The organism is Guyparkeria hydrothermalis, assembly GCF_023555375.1.
Lineage (GTDB): Bacteria > Pseudomonadota > Gammaproteobacteria > Halothiobacillales > Halothiobacillaceae > Guyparkeria > Guyparkeria hydrothermalis.
The window spans coordinates 129,580-145,232 of record NZ_JAJSEE010000002.1; the positions used below are offsets into that span (position 1 = coordinate 129,580).

The following is a 15,653-nucleotide window of genomic DNA, read 5'->3' on the forward strand; positions in this document are numbered from 1 at the left end:
CCACTCGGGTTGCCCAGCGATCCGGGTGGCACGAAAGACGCCGGCCCCTGGGCCGGCGTTTTGTTTGCGGGACGGCATTTTCCAGAAGGGGAGAACTATGTTGTTCGAGGTAAAGGAGCTGAGCGGGCCGAACGTCCCGCCCGTCTCGTTCGCGCTCGCTGCCGGCCAGGTGCTGCCGGTGCGCGGCGAGTCGGGCGTGGGCAAGAGTCAGATGCTGCGCGCGCTGGCGGATCTCTCCCCGCACGAGGGCGAGGTCTGCCTGGACGGCACCGAGCAGCAGACCATGCCGGCCACCGACTGGCGTCGCCAGGTGGTGCTGGTGCCGGCGGAATCCGGCTGGTGGGCCGAAACGGTGGCCGAGCATTTCCCGGCCCGGCCACCCGAGTCGTCGTGGACGCGTCTGCGCCTGCGTGACGCGCTCTGGGAGTCGCCGGTCGAGCGCCTGTCCTCCGGCGAGCGCCAGCGACTGGCGGTGCTGCGCGCCCTGGCGCTCGAGCCACGCGTGCTGCTGCTCGACGAGCCGACCGCCAACCTCGATCGCGACAACGCCGAGGCGATGGCCGGACTGTTGCTCGACTACCTCCGCGAGCGGCAGGCCGCGGCCGTGTGGATCAGCCACGACCCGCACGAGATCGACTCGCGCGGCGAGCGCTGGCTGGAAATGACCGCCGAGGGAGGGCTGCTGCATGGATCTGTATAGCCTCACGCCGATCGACCTGATGGTGGCCGCGGGCCTGGTGTTGGCCTTGGGCGTGGTCCAGATCATCCTCGGGCTGGGCCTGTTCCGCACGCTCGCCTTCAACAGCGTGCGCATGGTGCTGCAGCTGCTGCTGGTGGGCGTGATCCTCAAGGCGGTCTTCGATGCCGCGACCCTGCCCTGGATCCTGCTGATCGCGATGGTGATGATGGGGCTGGCCGGCTACGAGGTGGTCGCCCGGCAGAAACGTGCCATTCGTGGCTGGCACGGCTACGGCATCGGGCTGGCGGCGATGAGCGCTACCGCGCTGATCGTCACCGTGCTGGCCCTGACTCTGATGATCGAGACCGATCCCTGGTACGAGCCGCAGTACGCCATCCCGCTGCTGGGGATGATCCTCGGCAACACCATGACCGGGATCGGGCTTGCGCTGAACAACCTCACGCAGACGGCGTGGCAGAGTCGGGTCGAGATCGAGGCAAGGCTGGTGCTGGGCCACTCGGTGCGTGATGCCACCGCCGAGCTGAGGTCGGATTCGATGCGCGCCGGGTTGATCCCGACGCTCAACATGCTGGCCGCCGCCGGCGTGATCAGCCTGCCGGGGATGATGACCGGCCAGATCCTGGCCGGCTCGCCGCCAGTCGAGGCGGTCAAGTACCAGATCCTGATCATGTTCCTGATTACGGCCGCGACCGGCTTCGGCTCGCTGGTTGCCGTGCAGCTGGGCGCGCGCCGCCTGTTCGATGCGCGTGATCGCCTCCGCCTCGACCGCCTGCGCAGCGGACGCTGACACCGCGCGGCTCGAGACGGAGCCGGCCCGTCGGCCCCGGTGTCGACCACAAAAAAACCCGGACCAAATGGTCCGGGTTTGCGTTTGCCCGGGCATGTGCCCGGGGGCCTGGCGCCGGCGCTTAGAGGCTCTCGATGTAGGCGCCCAGGTTCTCCATGTCGCCATCGGACAGGCCGGCGGCGTTCGGCGCCATGATGGCGAAGTTCGAGCCGCCCAGGTCGCCCATTTCCTTGAGTGCGTCCTGGTTGCCGTTCTTGTAGTGGCCCAGCGCGGTGACGACGCGGTCGGCGCTCTTGCCGGCCAGTGCCGGGAACATGCCCTGGCCCTGGGCCTGCTGGCCGTGGCAGGAGGCGCAGCTCTGCTCGTAGAGCTTCTTGCCGGCCTTGACGTCGGCGGCCATGGCCTGCGCGGAGGCAACGGCCAGACCGGAGGCGAATGCAATCGCGGTCAGTTTCTTCATGGGGAACTCCTGATATCTCGTGTCATTTAATTACCCGAGCTCACTCCTGCTCGGCTGGGGCTGGGTAAAGCAGGTTCCATGCCATTCGGCTGGGCGTTCGTGGGCCTTCATAAACAAACGCTTACCCGACTTTCGTTCGACTGATGACCCCGCCGAGAGTTGCATCTTGCAAGCGCGCGACGTCAGGACGCAATGCGGCGGCGGATCGACGCGGCCTGGCCCGGGCGTCATTGCCCGTCGATGTAGCGGTGGTCGTCGAAGGAGATCACCAGCTGCGGGCTGACCAGGGCGAGTGCCGTCATCAGCATGCCGTTGATCACCCCCTCCGGGAAGGCGAGCAGCGGCAGGATGCGCAGGTAGTTGTTCCAGACGATGTCCGCGTCGTAGAGCCCGAGCGTCATCACCAGCAGCGCGGTCGCGCCGCCGTGGGCGATGACACCCAGCACCGCGGAGAGGAACACGCCGATGAACAGGTAGATGAAGAAATTCGGCGGCAGGAAGCGTTGTGACGCGCGTGTGATGGCGTAGGTGATCGCCGCCGGCAGGGCGGCGCTGAGCAGGAAGGTCCAGCCGGCGATCGCCAGGCCGTGGCCGAAGAGCAGGGCCGAGGCAACCGCCGCGACCAGGCCGGCGATCAGGGTCAGCTCCAGGCCGATGACCAGGGTCACCGTGGCCGCGCCGAGAAAATGCAGGGTCAGCCCCGGCATCAGCGTGGCCGAGAGCGACCACATGCCCGTGAGGAACACGGCCGACAGCAACACCAGGTGAATCCGGGTCGGGTCGGCGCGCAGCGCGGGCCACGGCGCGGCGCGTACCGCCCAGGCGAGGCTGGCCAGCGCCAGCAGCCAGCCGACCGCGCCCACGGGCAGGGAGACCAGGTGGTTGGGTAGCTGCATGGCATCACCTCAAGGCGTTCGAGGGTGCCCCAGTGTAGCGATCTTGGGGGGTGGGCGCCGATGATTTATGCTTTGGGCCTTTCCGCAGCACGGTTCGTCTGTTGCGGTCACCACGGACACATCAATCGGGAAGATACCCCATGGCCAACGCCTCCCTCTGGATTCACCTGCATGCCCTGGCGGCGGTGCTTTCGCTCGCCGGCTTCATCGTGCGCGGCATCTGGATGCTCTCCGGCTCGTCGATGCTCAAGAAGAAGTGGGTCAAGATCACCCCGCACGTGGTCGATACCGTGCTGCTGGTCAGCGCGCTGGTCGCCGCCTGGCTGCTGTTCTGGGGCAATGGCGTTCATCCGCAGTTCCTGACCGTCAAGATCGTCGGCCTGATCGTCTACATCGGGCTGGGGCTGATGGCGATGCGCTTCGGCAAGACCCGTGGCGTACGCGCCAGTGCCTGGGTGCTGGCCATCCTGGTCTTCCTGTACGTGGCGGCCGTGGGCGTCGCCAACACGCACCCGCAGCTGCAGGACGTCCTGCCGGCCATGGTGACGGGCGTATGAGTGCGCAACCGCTGGTTGGCGTGATCATGGGCTCGCTGTCCGACTGGGAGACCATGAGCCACGCCTGCGAAACCCTCGAGGCACTGGGCATCCCCTTCGAGAAGGAGGTGGTCTCGGCGCACCGTACCCCCGACAAGCTGTTCGACTACGCCGAGACGGCCGTCGGGCGCGGGCTAAAGGTGATCATCGCCGGGGCCGGCGGCGCGGCCCACCTGCCGGGCATGGTCGCGGCCAAGACCCGCCTGCCGGTGTTTGGCGTGCCGGTGCAGTCCAAGGCCCTCTCGGGCATGGACTCGTTACTGTCGATCGTGCAGATGCCGGCCGGCGTGCCGGTAGGTACGCTGGCGATCGGCCGTTCCGGCGCCATCAACGCCGCGTTGCTGGCCGCCGCTACCTTGGCGACCCACGACGAGGCGCTGGCCGAGCGACTGGATGCCTGGCGCGAGCGCCAGACGCAAATGGTGCTCGACAAGCCCGAGCCGGGCGAGGGCTGAGCCGATGGGCGGCGTTCAGGAGCAGTGCGAGGTGCCACGCGTCGAGGGGCGCACCGGCGAGTCGGCCGGGCTGCACATCGGCGTGATCGGTGGTGGCCAGCTCGGCCAGATGCTGGGCCTTGCCGGGGTGGCGATGGGTCATCGCTTCACCTTCCTCGACCCGGCCATGGAGCCGCCGGCCGCCTCGGTCGGCCGCCACCTGCGCGCCGAGTTCGACGACGCTGAGGCCCTCGAGCGCCTGGCCGTCGAGTGTGATCTCGTCACGCTCGAGTTCGAGAACGTGCCGCAGGCCTCCGCCGAGCGGATCGCGGCGCGCAACTGCCTGATGCCCAACCCGCAGGCGCTGGCCGTGGCGCAGGACCGCGTCGAGGAAAAGCAGTTCTTCGAGGGGCTGGGCCTGTCGGTCGCCCCCTGGGTGCAGGTCGACTCGGTGCGCGACATCGTCCAGGGCGTGGCGCACCTCGGTGGTGCCTCGATCCTCAAAACGCGTCGCTTCGGCTACGACGGCAAGGGTCAGGTGCGCATCGCCGATCCCGCCCACGCCGCCCACGAGGGTGGCCCGGGCAACCCCGGCGAGGCCGCCTCGGCCTGGGAAGCGCTCGCCGGCGCCCCGGCCGTGCTGGAGAAGCTGCAGCACTTCGAGCGCGAGGTCTCCATCGTCGCCGTGCGCGGTCGCAACGGCGAGGCACGGGTCTATCCGCTGGTGACCAACGAGCACCGCGACGGCATCCTCTGGCAGACCAGCGCCCACACCGGCGACCCGCTGCAGGCGGATGCCGAGCGTGCCGCGCGGCTGGTGATGAAGAAGCTCGGCTACGTCGGTGTGCTGGCGATCGAGTTCTTCGTCGTCGATGGCCGGCTGGTGATCAACGAGATGGCCCCGCGCGTGCACAACAGTGGCCACTGGAGCCTGGGCGGGGCGCGCACCTCGCAGTTCGAGAACCACATCCGCGCGGTGATCGGCTGGCCGCTGGGCGACACCGACCCGATCGGCGAGGTCGCCATGCTCAACCTGGTCGGCACCCTGCCCGACCCGGCGGCGGTGCTGGCCGTGCCGGGCACCCAGTGGCACGACTACGGCAAGACCCCGCGTCCGGGGCGCAAGCTCGGCCACGTCACGGTCACCGCGCCGGATCGCGCCGCGCTCGAGTCCCGGCTGGATCGCCTGCGGGCCGTCATCCGGCCGCCCGGGGGCTGACCGGGGGTCACCTGGGGCCTAACCCCGGGGCGTCATTCGCCGCCAATCATCGAGGAATGCCCATGCGAGTCGTCACCGGAAGATCGCCGCATCGCGTCCACCTGCTCTGGCCCCTGCTCCTGGTGCTGGCCCAGCCCCTGTCGGCCGCCAAGATCTACCAGTACACCAACAGCGCCGGCGAAACGGTGTTCACCGACGAGCCGGTCGAGGGCGCGACCGTCCACGAGGTCGAGGATGCCCCGGTGATCCCCATGACCCCGGTCGACATGCCCGAACCGCGTACGGACGAGTCCGCCACGACGGACCGGGCCGAGCCGTCCGCCGACGTCCCCAGTTACGCACCGGCCGGATCGGGCGAGACGGCGGACGCGGAGGACGGCCGGGAGGCCGCAGCGCGCGAGGCAGCCGACGAACCCGCCGGCTACCAGAACCTGGCAATCGTCGAACCCACCGACGGCGAGGTGGCCAGCCGGCTGCAGGGCAGTATCACCGTCGCGCTGGTCATGCAGCCGAACCTGCGTGGCGGCGACCGGATTCGCATCCTGGTCGACGGCGAGGCGCGCGTGCGCGACTCGACGGGTCGACGCCACCTGATCAACGGGCTGACGCCCGGCGAGCACGTGCTGGTGGCGCAGATCCATCGCGACGGCGAGGTGGTCAAGGAAAGCGCGCCGGTACGCTTCCAGCTGATGCTGCCCTCCCAATAACGGTGCGATCGGCTATTCTCATGCACTGACCTGGTGCAATTGGCGGCCTGATCGGTCCGCCGCTTCGGGGCTGCGCCCATGGCGATCCGCGCCAGCATGCGCCCCGTCGCGATTCCTGCCCGCGTTCCCGGCCGGGCACGCTACTTGCACCAAAATCGTCAGCCGCCCGACAGGTCAGCCCTGTCGATCGTTTCGCGCCCGGTGGAGCAGTGCATGAACCCGAGATCCGAGCCCCGGCTTGCCGATACCCTGAACACCGCGATCGTGGTGCTCGACGAGCGCAATCGGCCGATCTATCTCAACTCGGCGGCGGAACAGTTTCTCGGCACCAGCTACAGCGCCGCGCTCAAGTCGGGCTTCGACACGGTCTTCGCCGCCAATCCCCTGCTGGCCGAGACCATCCGCGAGGCACTGGCCACCCAGCAGGTCATGACCCTGCGCGAGATCGAGCTGGTGCTGGCCCACGAGTCCACCCGCGTGGCCGACTGCGCGATCACCCCGCGCCCGGACTATCCCCGCGCCCGGGTGATGCTGGAATTCAACGACATCGAGCGCCACCTGCGCATCTCCCGCGACGCGCGCATCAACTCCCTGCAGATGACCACCCGGCAGATGATGCGCGGGCTGGCCCACGAGCTGAAGAACCCGCTGGGCGGCCTGCGCGGGGCGGCGCAGCTGCTCGAGCGCGAGCTGCCCGACGAGCGCCTGACCGAGTACACGCGCATCATCCTGCAGGAGACCGATCGCCTGCGCGGGCTGATCGACCGCATGCTCGGCCCGATCGACCGGCCGGACTGCCACTGGGTGAACGTCCACGAGCCGCTCGAGCAGGTCCGCCAGCTGCTGCGGATCGAGGCCGGGGACAAGCCGCTCGACTGGCAGCTGGACTACGACCCGTCGATCCCGGATGTCTGGGCCGACCGCGACCAGTTGGTGCAGGTGCTGCTCAACCTCGCCCGCAACGCCGTCCAGGCCATGCGCGAGGGCAACACGCCCGAACCGCGGCTGACCTTCCGCACTCGCGTGCTGCGCCAGTTCACCATCCACGGCAAGCGCCACCGTCTGGCGGTGCGGATCGACGTCGAGGACAACGGTCCCGGCGTGCCCGAGGACCTGGTCGAGACCCTGTTCCTGCCGATGGTCAGCGGCCGGGCCGGCGGCAGCGGGCTGGGGCTGTCCCTGGCCCAAACCATCGCCGAACGCCACCAGGGCATGATCGAGTTCGTGCCCAAGCGTGGCCTGACGCGGTTTTCCCTGATCCTGCCCATCCACCCCGACGGCGACCATGCCCCGGGGCGCAAAGCACCTAACGAGTGAGCCGACCATGCAAGCCGCCGACAAGCCGAACAACGGACGTCCCATCCCCCGCCTGTGGGTGATCGACGACGATCAGGCCATCCGCTGGGTGCTGGAACGAGCGCTCGCCACCACCGACTTCGCCGTGGAGTCCTTCGACGAGGTGGCCAGCGCCCAGGCCCGGCTCGATCGCGGCGACCTGCCGGACGTGATCTTCTCCGACATCCGCATGCCCGGCGAGGACGGCCTGAGCTTCCTGACCCGGCTGGCCGTCGAACACCCGGAAATCCCGGTGGTGATCATGACTGCGCACTCGGACCTCGAGAGCGCGGTGGGCGCCTTCGAGAAGGGGGCGTTCGATTATCTTGCCAAGCCGTTCGACATCGACGAGGCGGTGCGCCTGGCCGAGCGCGCCTATGACGCCTCGCGGGAACGCGCGCAGCATGCCGCCGTGCCGGAGGAGGCCGAGTCCGGCTCGGAGCTGATCGGCAACGCCCCAGCCATGCAGGAGATCTTCCGTGCCATCGGCCGGCTGGCGCGTTCGTCGGTGACCGTGCTGATCAACGGCGAATCGGGCACCGGCAAGGAGCTGGTCGCCCGGGCCCTGCACCGACACAGTCAGCGCCGCGACGGCCCGTTCGTCGCGCTCAATACCGCCGCCATCCCCAAGGACCTGCTGGAATCCGAGCTCTTCGGCCACGAGAAGGGCGCGTTCACCGGCGCGGCTGCCCAGCGGCGCGGCCGGTTCGAGCAGGCGCAGGGGGGCACGTTGTTCCTCGACGAGATCGGCGACATGCCGCTGGAGTTGCAGACCCGCCTGCTGCGGGTGCTCTCCGACGGGCACTTCTACCGCGTCGGCGGCACCTCGCTGATCCAGAGCGACGTGCGCGTTATCGCCGCGACCCATCAGCGGCTCGAGGAACTGGTCAAGGAGGGGCGCTTCCGCGAGGACCTCTACCACCGACTGAACGTCATTCGCCTCAAGCTGCCCTCCCTGCGCGAGCGGGTCGAGGACATCCCGCAGCTGATGCGCTTTTTCCTGGTGCGCGCCGCCGAGGAACTGGGCGTGCCGGTCAAGACCCTCACGCGCGCCGCCGAGGCCCGCCTGTGCGACTACCCCTGGCCGGGCAACGTCCGCGAGCTGGAAAACATCGCCCGCTGGCTGACCGTGATGGCGCCGGGCAACGAGATCAGCATCGACGATCTGCCCGACACCATCACCGAAGGGCTGGACGGCGAGCATGCCGCCGCGGGCGACGACCAGTTGCTCTCGCGCTGGACCAGCGACCTGTCGCGCTGGGCCGATGCCCGGCTCAAGGCCGGTGACGAGGACCTGCTCGCCACCGCCGGGCCGGCCTTCGAGCGCACCCTGTTGCAGGCCGCGTTGGCCTTCACCGGCGGGCACAAGCAGAAGGCCGCCGCATTGATCGGCTGGGGACGCAACACCGTCACCCGCAAGCTCAAGGAACTGGGCGAGCACTGACGAGAGACCAGCGTGTCGGTCATGTCCGTCGGGGGCGGCTGTCACAAAGTCCGCGCCCGCCCGATGCTATGCTCGGTTGGACGTTCAATCGAGGCAGGAGCAGGAGAGGCATGGCCCAGACGGTGGCGCTGTATTCGGTCAAGGGCGGGGTCGGCAAGACCGCCGCAGCGGTCAATCTCGCGGCACTGTCGGCCGCCGCCGGTCGGCGGGTGCTGGTCTGGGACCTCGACCCGCAGAGCGCCGCGTCCTGGTACCTGCAATCGGAGGCGGGTGCGGAGCGCTCGGTCAAGAAGCTCCTCAAGCCCAAGGGCCTGGCCGCCTCGGTGCGCCCCACCATCCACAACCACCTCTGGGTGCTGCCGGCCCTACCCGGCCAGCAGGCGATCGAGCACCATCTCGCCGACAAGAAGGACGCCGGTTACCGGCTGGCCAAGCTGATCGACCCGCTCGCCGAGCAGTTCGAGGAAATCTGGATCGATGCGCCGCCGGGGCTGTCGCTGCTGGCGGACAACGTGCTGCGCGCCGCCGACATGGTGCTGGTGCCGATGGTGCCCACCCACCTGTCCGAACGCACCTGGTTCCAATTGAAGCGCCACCTCGACGAGCGCCACATCAACCCCGAACGGCTGCGCGCCTTCCTCTCCCTGGTCGACCGTCGCCGACACATGCACCGCGAGTTCGCCGAGCGCCATCGCCACGACATCCCCGAGCTACTCGACAGCGAAATCCCCTACGCCTCGGTCGTCGAGCAGATGGGCGAGGACCAGCAGCCCAGCGTCTACCGCGAGCCGCGCCATCCGGCCAACCAGGCCTACCGCGCCCTCTGGGACGAGATTGACGGCCTCTTCGCCTGAGCGTCGATCAAGCCACATTGTGGGAGCGGGCCTTGCCCGCGAATCGCGCGGCAAGCGCGAGTCCCGACGTCCGGCTGATCGATCGGTGGATGGGCTGACGCCGGCGCGGCCGCTGCCGTCGCGGGCACGGCCCGCTCCCACGAGATTTCCCGTCGCGCCTTTAGCTGCGCAATGCTTTCGCCGGCGCGACCCGCGTCATGCGCCGTCCCAGCAGGGGCGTCACCAGTGCGGCCAACAGCAGCCCGGCACCCAGCCCCCAGAGCAAGAGCAGCGGGTTGAATGCCAGCGGCAGGTCGAAGACCCGCGCAGACAAGGTCGCGCCGACGGCCATGGCGGCCACCGCCGCCAGCAGCCCCACCAGTAGTCCCAGGGCGAGGAATTCGATCCACAGCGCGGCGATCACCTTGCCGCGACTCGCGCCCATCACCCGCAGCACGGCGGCGTCATGAATGCGCTGGCGCTCGCTCGCACCGAAGGCGGCAAGCAGCACCACCAGTCCGGCGGCCAGCGTGAAGGCGAACACGTACTCCACCGCCTGGCTGGCCCGGTCGATCAGCGTGCGCACCTCGTCGAGGATCCGCGAGACGTCGAACAGCGTTACCGTGGGAAATTCGCGCAGCAGTGCCACCTGCGTCTCCGGCGCGCCGTCGGGGAAGTGAAAGCTGGTGATGTACTGCGTGGCCACGCCGTCCATCAGCGATGAGCTGGCGATGACGAAGAAGTTCGGTCGCATGGAATCCCAGTCGACTTCACGCAGCGAGGTGATTGGGGCGCTCACCTCCCGGCCGTCCACGGTGAAGGTCAGCCGGTCGCCCAGCGACCAGCCGAGCGTCTCGGCGATGCCCTCTTCGACCGAAAAGCCTTCCGTGCCCAGATCGCCGGCGGTGACACGGTTGTGCGCGGCGGCTTCCTCGCCCACGGAGAGATTGAATTCCCGCGTGGCCAGTCGATGCGCGCGCCCCTCGTAGCGCGCCTTGTCCACCGGCTCGTTGTCCAGTTCGGTCCAGCGGGCACGCAACATGGGGTAGAAGCTGGCGTTCTCGATGCCGGCCTCCTGCAGGAAGGCGCGCATGCCATCGACCTGTTCGGGCTGGATGTTGATGGCGAAGATATTGGGCGCATCGGCCGGGATCTGGCGCTCCCAGGCATCGATCAGGTCCGAACGGACCACCGAGAGCAGCAGCACCGCCGTTACGCCCAGCGCGAGCGCGGCGATCTGGGTGGCAGACATCCAGCGGGCGCGCGCCATCCGAGCCAGCCCGAAGCGGGCCACGCCCCGGGCCGGCCAGCGGCGCAGCAGCGTCACCAGCAGCCAGGCGACGGCGAGAAAGACCAGCAGGCTCGCTCCCAGCCCGACCAGTACCCACAACGTCAGTGCGGCATCGCGGGCCTGGAACCAGACCAGCAGCGTGATCGCCGCAATGCCGGCGCCGAACAGCAGTGTCGCCGCGGGGCTGGGTGCGACTGCGTGCTCGACCAGTACCCGCAGCGGCGGGGTGTGCTTGAGCTGCACCAGGCTGGGCAGGGCGAAGCCGAACAGCGCGACCAGCGCGACCGCCAGTCCCAGCGCCACCGGTGTGAATCCCGGTGGTGGCAGGTCGACCTCCAGTACCTGCGCCATCAGGTCAGCGAGCAGCAGCTGCGTGAGCGCGCCGATCGCGATGCCCGGGATGGCCGCCAGCAGCGCCAGCATCAGCAGGCGCCAGCGGTAGATCGCCCCGATCTGCTTGGAGGAGGCACCCAGCGCACGCATCAGTGCGGCCGCCCCCTGCTGCACGCGGTTGTAGTGTCGTGCCGCGATTACCAGTGCCGCGCCGGCGAGTAGCACGGCGACCACCGAGGCGAGACCCAGAAAGCGCGCGGCGCGGTCAAAGGCGGTCTCGAACGCCGGTTGGCTGGATTCCGGGCGTTCCAGCCGCAAGCGGTCGGGGAGGCGCTCGGCGAGTCGCTCGAACCGGGCGTCGCGATCGTTTGCATCGCTGGCCAGCAGTAGGGCGTGTTCGACGCGGCTGGTCTCGGTCACCAGCCCGGTGGCGGCCAGATCGTCACGGTGGATCATCAGCCTGGGCGCGGCCTGGGCAAAGACGTTACCCACGTCGGGCTCGCGCTCGAGCACCGCGCCGATCGTCAGCTCTGACTGCCCCACCGCGATCGAATCGCCGATCGCCGCGTCCAGCGAGAGCAGCGCGCGTCGGGCGATCCAGGCCTGCCCCGCTGGCGGGCCGTGCTCGACCGTGCTCACCGTCTCGCCGTCGTCGATGCGCAGGTCGCCGCGCAGCGGGTAGGCGCCGTCGACTGCCTTGACGCCCACCAGCTGGCTCTGCTGCCCGGCGAGTGCCACGGTGGGAAAGGTGACGTGCCGGCTGGTAGTCAGTTCCAGCTCCCGGGCGATCCCGACGACCTCGTCGAGTGGATCGGGCGATTCCACCCGGGCGTCGGCGGCCAGGAATTGGGCGGCCTGTGCACGCATCGCCCCGTCGACGCGGTCGACGAAGAAACCCACCGCCGTCACCGCCGACACGGCCACCAGCAGGGCGAGCAGCATGGGCGTGAGCAGCCCGTTTTGCACCTCGCGTACCAGGCCCTGCCAGGCCAGTCGGGCGTTGTGCATGGCCCCGGCCATTATTTCGGACCCCGCAGCGCATCTGGATCGGGTTGCCAGTCGCTGACCCGGCCCGCACTCACCTCGAAGCCCCGATCGCAGCGGGTGGCTAGTGCCGGGTCGTGGGTCACCAGCACCAGCGTGGTCTGGTGGCGTTCGCGCAGGCGGAAGAGCAGGTCGATGACGTGCTCGCCGGTGGCCGTGTCCAGCGAGCCCGTGGGTTCGTCGGCGAACAGGATGTCCGGTTCGATCACGAAGGCGCGCGCCAGCGCGACACGCTGCTGCTCGCCGCCGGAGAGTTGGCGGGGCATGTGGGCAAGTCGCTCACCCAGGCCGACCTCCACCAGTGCCTCGCGTGCCCGAGCCTCCGCACCGCGTTCGCCCGCCAGTTCCAGCGGCAGGGCGACGTTCTCCAACGCGTTGAGCCCGTCGATCAGCTGGAAGGACTGGAACACGAAGCCCACATGCCCGGCGCGCACCGCCGCTCGGCCGTCTTCGTCCAGGTCCTCCAACGACTGGCCGGCCAGCGTGATCCGCCCGGCGGTGGGCGTGTCCAGCCCGGCCATCAGCGCCAGCAGCGTCGACTTGCCGGCCCCTGATGGGCCGACCAGCGCGACGGCCTCGCCGGGGAAGATTTGCAGTGAGGCCTCATGCACAATGGTCAGCGGTTCGGGCGTGCGCACGGTCTGCGTGACGCCCTCGACGGTCAGGATGGGCTGGCTGTCGTCTGCGGGAGTTTTCAATGAGGACATGGGGAATGCTCGGACGTCGCTGGCCGGCAGGCATCGCCGGGCTGTTGCTGCTGTGTTTCGGAGTCGGCGCGAGTATAGGTGACGACACCCCACCTGCGCCGAGCCACGCGCCAACCCAGGGGCTGACCCAGGTGCTGGTGTTCGGCGATTCGTTGTCGGCCGCGTACAAGCTGCCGGCCAGCGAGGGCTGGGTCGCACTGCTGCGCGAGCGGCTGGAAACGCGTGAGCCCGGCCGTTTCGAGGTCACCAACGCCTCGGCCAGTGGCGAGACCACCTCCGGCGGGCTGACGCGCTTGCCCGAGGTGCTCGAGACCGGTGACTACGACTGGGTGCTCCTGGAACTGGGCGCCAACGATGGCCTGCGCGGCCTGCCGTTAGACGTGATCGAGGCGAACCTGCAGACCCTGATCGACCGGGCCGAGGCCCACGGCGCGGCAGTGGTGTTGCTGGGCATCATGCTGCCGAGCAATTACGGCCCGGCCTACGCCGACCCCTTCGCCGCCATGTACGCCCGACTCGCGGAGGAGAACGACCTCCCGGGGCTGCCCTTCCTCCTGGAAGGAGCGGCCGACGATCGCGAGTTGATGTTCGATGACGGGTTGCACCCGAATGCCGAGGGGCAGAAGCGGGTGCTGGAGAATGTCTGGGAGGTGGTGGCGCCGTTGTGGGGACTGGACAGTCACGGGAGTGAAGATTGACGGGAACGTGTCACGGATGAGCCGACAGCCGATTTTGGATGTCGAGCTGATGCCCTTGTTGGCGTTGGGGGCGGTTTCCGCCCGCCGCTTGCGTGGTGCGATCTCCTTGATCGCCGTGCGCGGCGGTCGGGGCGATTTTCTTTGCTCGCGCGAAAGAAAACCGCCGAAAAGAAACGCGCCGAATGTCTCGTCGCCCTGCGGGCGATCCCCTGCGTTTCTCATTCCAGCCGGGCCGCGCCGACGGGCATCCCTGCCCGACGGCGCGATGGCGCGCGTCCCTGCGCGCCACCCTTCGGGCGTTTCCGGCTTCCATTGCGATACTCGGCGAGACATACGGAACGGCCGAGCGCTGGTGGGCTTTTCGAGCAGGACCGATGCTTTTCCGACTTTCGTCGCCTCGGCTGGTCGTAGGAGCGGCTTTAGCCGCGAAGGGGCACGGTGTGCGGTTCGAGGTTCGGCTGCTTCGCGCCTCAATTCGCGCCTTAAGGCGCTCCTACGTGCTGGTTCAAACGCCGTGGGTGTTCGTGGCGCGAGCGAGGAGGTAACCCGTTGAGCATCTGGAAGAGCAGCGCGGCCTTCGGTGGGATGACGATGATCTCGCGGGTGCTGGGTTTCGTCCGCGACATGCTGCTCGCGCGTGTGTTCGGCGCCAGCGCGGCGATGGACGCCTTCTTCGTCGTCTTCAAGATTCCGAACTTCCTGCGCCGGCTGTTCGCCGAGGGCGCCTTCCAGCAGGCGTTCGTGCCGGTACTGTCCGAGTACCGCGAGACCTCGACGCGCGAGGAGCTCAAGCGCTACGTCGATTACATGTTCGGCACGCTGGCGGCGATCGTCGCGGTGGTCGTCGCGCTGGGAATCGCCGGCGCGCCGCTGCTGGTGATGCTGTTCGCACCCGGTTTCACCGACGACCCGGCCCAGCTCGAGATGGCCGAGACGATGCTCGCGATCACCTTCCCCTACCTGCTGTTCATCTCGCTGACCGCCTTCGTCGCCAGCAGCCTGAACGCCTTCGGCCGCTTCGCCATGCCGGCGCTCGCGCCCATCTGGCTCAATCTGAGCCTGATTGCCGCGACACTGATCGCCGCGCCGTTCTTCGACGAGCCGGTGATGGCGCTGGCCTGGGGCGTATTCATCGCCGGAATCCTGCAGCTGTTCTTCCTGTTGCCGTTCCTCGCCCGGTTGGGGTTGCTGCCGCGCCCGCGCCTCGGTCATCACCCCGGGGTAAGAAAGACGCTGCGGCTGATGCTGCCGGCGATGTTCGGTGCCTCGGTCACGCAGATCAATCTGCTGGTCGACACCATCCTCGCCTCCCTGCTGGTGGCCGGTTCGGTGAGCTGGCTGTACTACTCCGACCGGCTGGTCGAGCTGCCGCTGGGGGTATTTGGTGTGGCGATCGGCACGGTCATCCTGCCCGCCCTGTCGCGCGCGTTCGCCCGGGGCAGCGACGAGGATTACAATCGCACCGTCAACGGCGCCCTGCGCCTGACCCTGCTGATCGGCGTGCCGGCGATGGCCGGGCTGATCGGCCTGTCGGTACCGATTCTGGTCACCCTGTTCGAGTACGGCGCGTTCACCCCCACCGATACCCAGATGGTGTCGATGGCGATGGTCGCCTACGCGCTCGGCCTGCCGGCGTTCCTGCTGATCAAGATCTTCGCCCCGGGTTTCTTTGCCCGGCAGGACACGGTCACCCCGGTGCGCATCGCGGTGATCTCGGTGGTCGCCAATCTGGTCTTCAAGGCGCTGCTGGTGCTGCCGTGGATCCTCTGGCTGGGCGGTAACCTTGCCCACGTGGGGCTGGCGTTGACCACCGTGATGGCCGCCTGGGTCAACGCCCTGTTGCTGGGCTGGACCCTGCGCCAGCGCGGTGCCTGGCAGGTGGAGGCGGGCACGCGGCGGTTTATCGGCCACATCACGCTTGCCGCGCTCGTCATGGCCGGCCTGCTCCTCTGGGTCAGCCCGGCCGCCGAGATCTGGACCGGCTGGGCCTGGTTCGAACGGCTTGGCGCCGTGCTTGGCCTGATCGCGCTGGGCGTGGGCATCTTCCTCGCGGCGGCCGCGATCCTCGGGCAGACGCCGCGCCGCCTGGTATCGGTGGTCGCCTTCGATCGGCAGGTGCCGCCCGAACACCAATGACGGAATGGCAATGACGGAACGGTAATGAAGGAA

The 15,653-nt window shown here is 68.8% G+C and carries 15 protein-coding genes; 11 read left to right on the top strand and 4 right to left on the bottom strand.

Features of this window, described 5'->3' with window-relative positions; genetic code table 11:
* Positions 1-97: 97 nt before the first annotated feature.
* Together LV475_RS03215 and LV475_RS03220 are read left to right on the top strand one after the other, a co-directional pair.
* Positions 98-700, top strand: a complete 603-nt coding sequence (locus tag LV475_RS03215) for an ABC transporter ATP-binding protein (protein ID WP_156575145.1) — start codon at positions 98-100, stop codon at positions 698-700.
* Positions 687-1,487: an ABC transporter permease gene (locus LV475_RS03220; RefSeq protein ID WP_136867926.1), complete on the top strand. Its 801-nt coding sequence runs from the start codon at positions 687-689 to the stop codon at positions 1,485-1,487. The genes LV475_RS03215 and LV475_RS03220 overlap by 14 nt, the downstream gene beginning before the upstream one ends.
* 121 nt (positions 1,488-1,608) lie before the next feature.
* On the opposite strand, the gene LV475_RS03225 is transcribed toward LV475_RS03220, so the two are convergent.
* Both LV475_RS03225 and LV475_RS03230 read right to left on the bottom strand, forming a co-directional pair.
* Positions 1,609-1,947 (bottom strand): c-type cytochrome, encoded by a 339-nt coding sequence (locus LV475_RS03225; protein ID WP_136867290.1) that lies wholly within the window; start codon positions 1,945-1,947, stop codon positions 1,609-1,611.
* 227 nt (positions 1,948-2,174) lie between these two features.
* A complete protein-coding gene (locus tag LV475_RS03230; protein WP_250105745.1) occupies positions 2,175-2,843 on the bottom strand; it encodes an energy-coupling factor ABC transporter permease in 669 nt (222 codons plus the stop codon).
* Between the two features lie 140 nt (positions 2,844-2,983).
* Between LV475_RS03230 and LV475_RS03235 the strand changes: the two genes are divergently transcribed.
* From LV475_RS03235 to LV475_RS03265, 7 genes are all read left to right on the top strand, one after another.
* Entirely contained in the window at positions 2,984-3,400 is a 417-nt protein-coding gene (locus LV475_RS03235) for a SirB2 family protein (protein WP_136867292.1), read from the top strand.
* Positions 3,397-3,894: a 5-(carboxyamino)imidazole ribonucleotide mutase gene (gene purE / locus LV475_RS03240; protein WP_250105746.1), complete on the top strand. Its 498-nt coding sequence runs from the start codon at positions 3,397-3,399 to the stop codon at positions 3,892-3,894. The genes LV475_RS03235 and purE overlap by 4 nt, the downstream gene beginning before the upstream one ends.
* A gap of 4 nt (positions 3,895-3,898) precedes the next feature.
* Positions 3,899-5,092, top strand: a complete 1,194-nt coding sequence (locus LV475_RS03245) for a 5-(carboxyamino)imidazole ribonucleotide synthase (RefSeq protein ID WP_250105747.1) — start codon at positions 3,899-3,901, stop codon at positions 5,090-5,092.
* Between the two features lie 62 nt (positions 5,093-5,154).
* Positions 5,155-5,799, top strand: coding sequence for a DUF4124 domain-containing protein (locus tag LV475_RS03250; RefSeq protein ID WP_250105748.1), 645 nt, complete (start codon positions 5,155-5,157; stop codon positions 5,797-5,799).
* 213 nt (positions 5,800-6,012) lie between these two features.
* Entirely contained in the window at positions 6,013-7,116 is a 1,104-nt protein-coding gene (gene glnL, locus LV475_RS03255) for a nitrogen regulation protein NR(II) (RefSeq protein ID WP_156575135.1), read from the top strand.
* A 7-nt stretch (positions 7,117-7,123) separates the two neighbouring features.
* Positions 7,124-8,578 (top strand): nitrogen regulation protein NR(I), encoded by a 1,455-nt coding sequence (gene ntrC, locus LV475_RS03260; protein WP_250105749.1) that lies wholly within the window; start codon positions 7,124-7,126, stop codon positions 8,576-8,578.
* Between the two features lie 110 nt (positions 8,579-8,688).
* A complete protein-coding gene (locus tag LV475_RS03265) occupies positions 8,689-9,432 on the top strand; it encodes a ParA family protein (RefSeq protein ID WP_250105750.1) in 744 nt (247 codons plus the stop codon).
* Between the two features lie 160 nt (positions 9,433-9,592).
* Here the strand turns inward: LV475_RS03265 and LV475_RS03270 are convergent, their stop codons facing one another.
* Positions 9,593-12,055, bottom strand: a complete 2,463-nt coding sequence (locus LV475_RS03270; RefSeq protein ID WP_136867298.1) for an ABC transporter permease — start codon at positions 12,053-12,055, stop codon at positions 9,593-9,595.
* The gene (locus LV475_RS03275) at positions 12,055-12,786 is read right to left on the bottom strand and encodes an ABC transporter ATP-binding protein (RefSeq protein WP_136867299.1); all 732 of its coding nucleotides are present in this window, start codon (positions 12,784-12,786) and stop codon (positions 12,055-12,057) included. Before LV475_RS03275 ends, LV475_RS03270 begins: the two co-directional genes overlap by 1 nt.
* 5 nt (positions 12,787-12,791) lie before the next feature.
* Between LV475_RS03275 and LV475_RS03280 the strand changes: the two genes are divergently transcribed.
* Both LV475_RS03280 and murJ read left to right on the top strand, forming a co-directional pair.
* Positions 12,792-13,484: an arylesterase gene (locus LV475_RS03280; RefSeq protein WP_250105751.1), complete on the top strand. Its 693-nt coding sequence runs from the start codon at positions 12,792-12,794 to the stop codon at positions 13,482-13,484.
* A gap of 549 nt (positions 13,485-14,033) precedes the next feature.
* On the top strand, positions 14,034-15,620 hold the full coding sequence (gene murJ, locus LV475_RS03285) for a murein biosynthesis integral membrane protein MurJ (protein ID WP_136867301.1): 1,587 nt from the start codon (positions 14,034-14,036) through the stop codon (positions 15,618-15,620).
* The last annotated feature ends 33 nt before the right edge of the window (positions 15,621-15,653 follow it).

Coding starts and splice junctions, on each gene's coding strand:
- LV475_RS03215 (WP_156575145.1), top strand. CDS start 98: ATGTTGTTCGAGGTAAAGGAGCTGAGCGGGCCGAACGTCCCGCCCGTC.
- LV475_RS03230 (WP_250105745.1), bottom strand. CDS start 2,843: ATGCAGCTACCCAACCACCTGGTCTCCCTGCCCGTGGGCGCGGTCGGC.
- purE (WP_250105746.1), top strand. CDS start 3,397: ATGAGTGCGCAACCGCTGGTTGGCGTGATCATGGGCTCGCTGTCCGAC.
- LV475_RS03245 (WP_250105747.1), top strand. CDS start 3,899: ATGGGCGGCGTTCAGGAGCAGTGCGAGGTGCCACGCGTCGAGGGGCGC.
- LV475_RS03225 (WP_136867290.1), bottom strand. CDS start 1,947: ATGAAGAAACTGACCGCGATTGCATTCGCCTCCGGTCTGGCCGTTGCC.
- glnL (WP_156575135.1), top strand. CDS start 6,013: ATGAACCCGAGATCCGAGCCCCGGCTTGCCGATACCCTGAACACCGCG.
- LV475_RS03250 (WP_250105748.1), top strand. CDS start 5,155: ATGCGAGTCGTCACCGGAAGATCGCCGCATCGCGTCCACCTGCTCTGG.
- LV475_RS03275 (WP_136867299.1), bottom strand. CDS start 12,786: ATGTCCTCATTGAAAACTCCCGCAGACGACAGCCAGCCCATCCTGACC.
- LV475_RS03270 (WP_136867298.1), bottom strand. CDS start 12,055: ATGGCCGGGGCCATGCACAACGCCCGACTGGCCTGGCAGGGCCTGGTA.
- LV475_RS03265 (WP_250105750.1), top strand. CDS start 8,689: ATGGCCCAGACGGTGGCGCTGTATTCGGTCAAGGGCGGGGTCGGCAAG.
- LV475_RS03280 (WP_250105751.1), top strand. CDS start 12,792: ATGCTCGGACGTCGCTGGCCGGCAGGCATCGCCGGGCTGTTGCTGCTG.
- LV475_RS03220 (WP_136867926.1), top strand. CDS start 687: ATGGATCTGTATAGCCTCACGCCGATCGACCTGATGGTGGCCGCGGGC.
- ntrC (WP_250105749.1), top strand. CDS start 7,124: ATGCAAGCCGCCGACAAGCCGAACAACGGACGTCCCATCCCCCGCCTG.
- LV475_RS03235 (WP_136867292.1), top strand. CDS start 2,984: ATGGCCAACGCCTCCCTCTGGATTCACCTGCATGCCCTGGCGGCGGTG.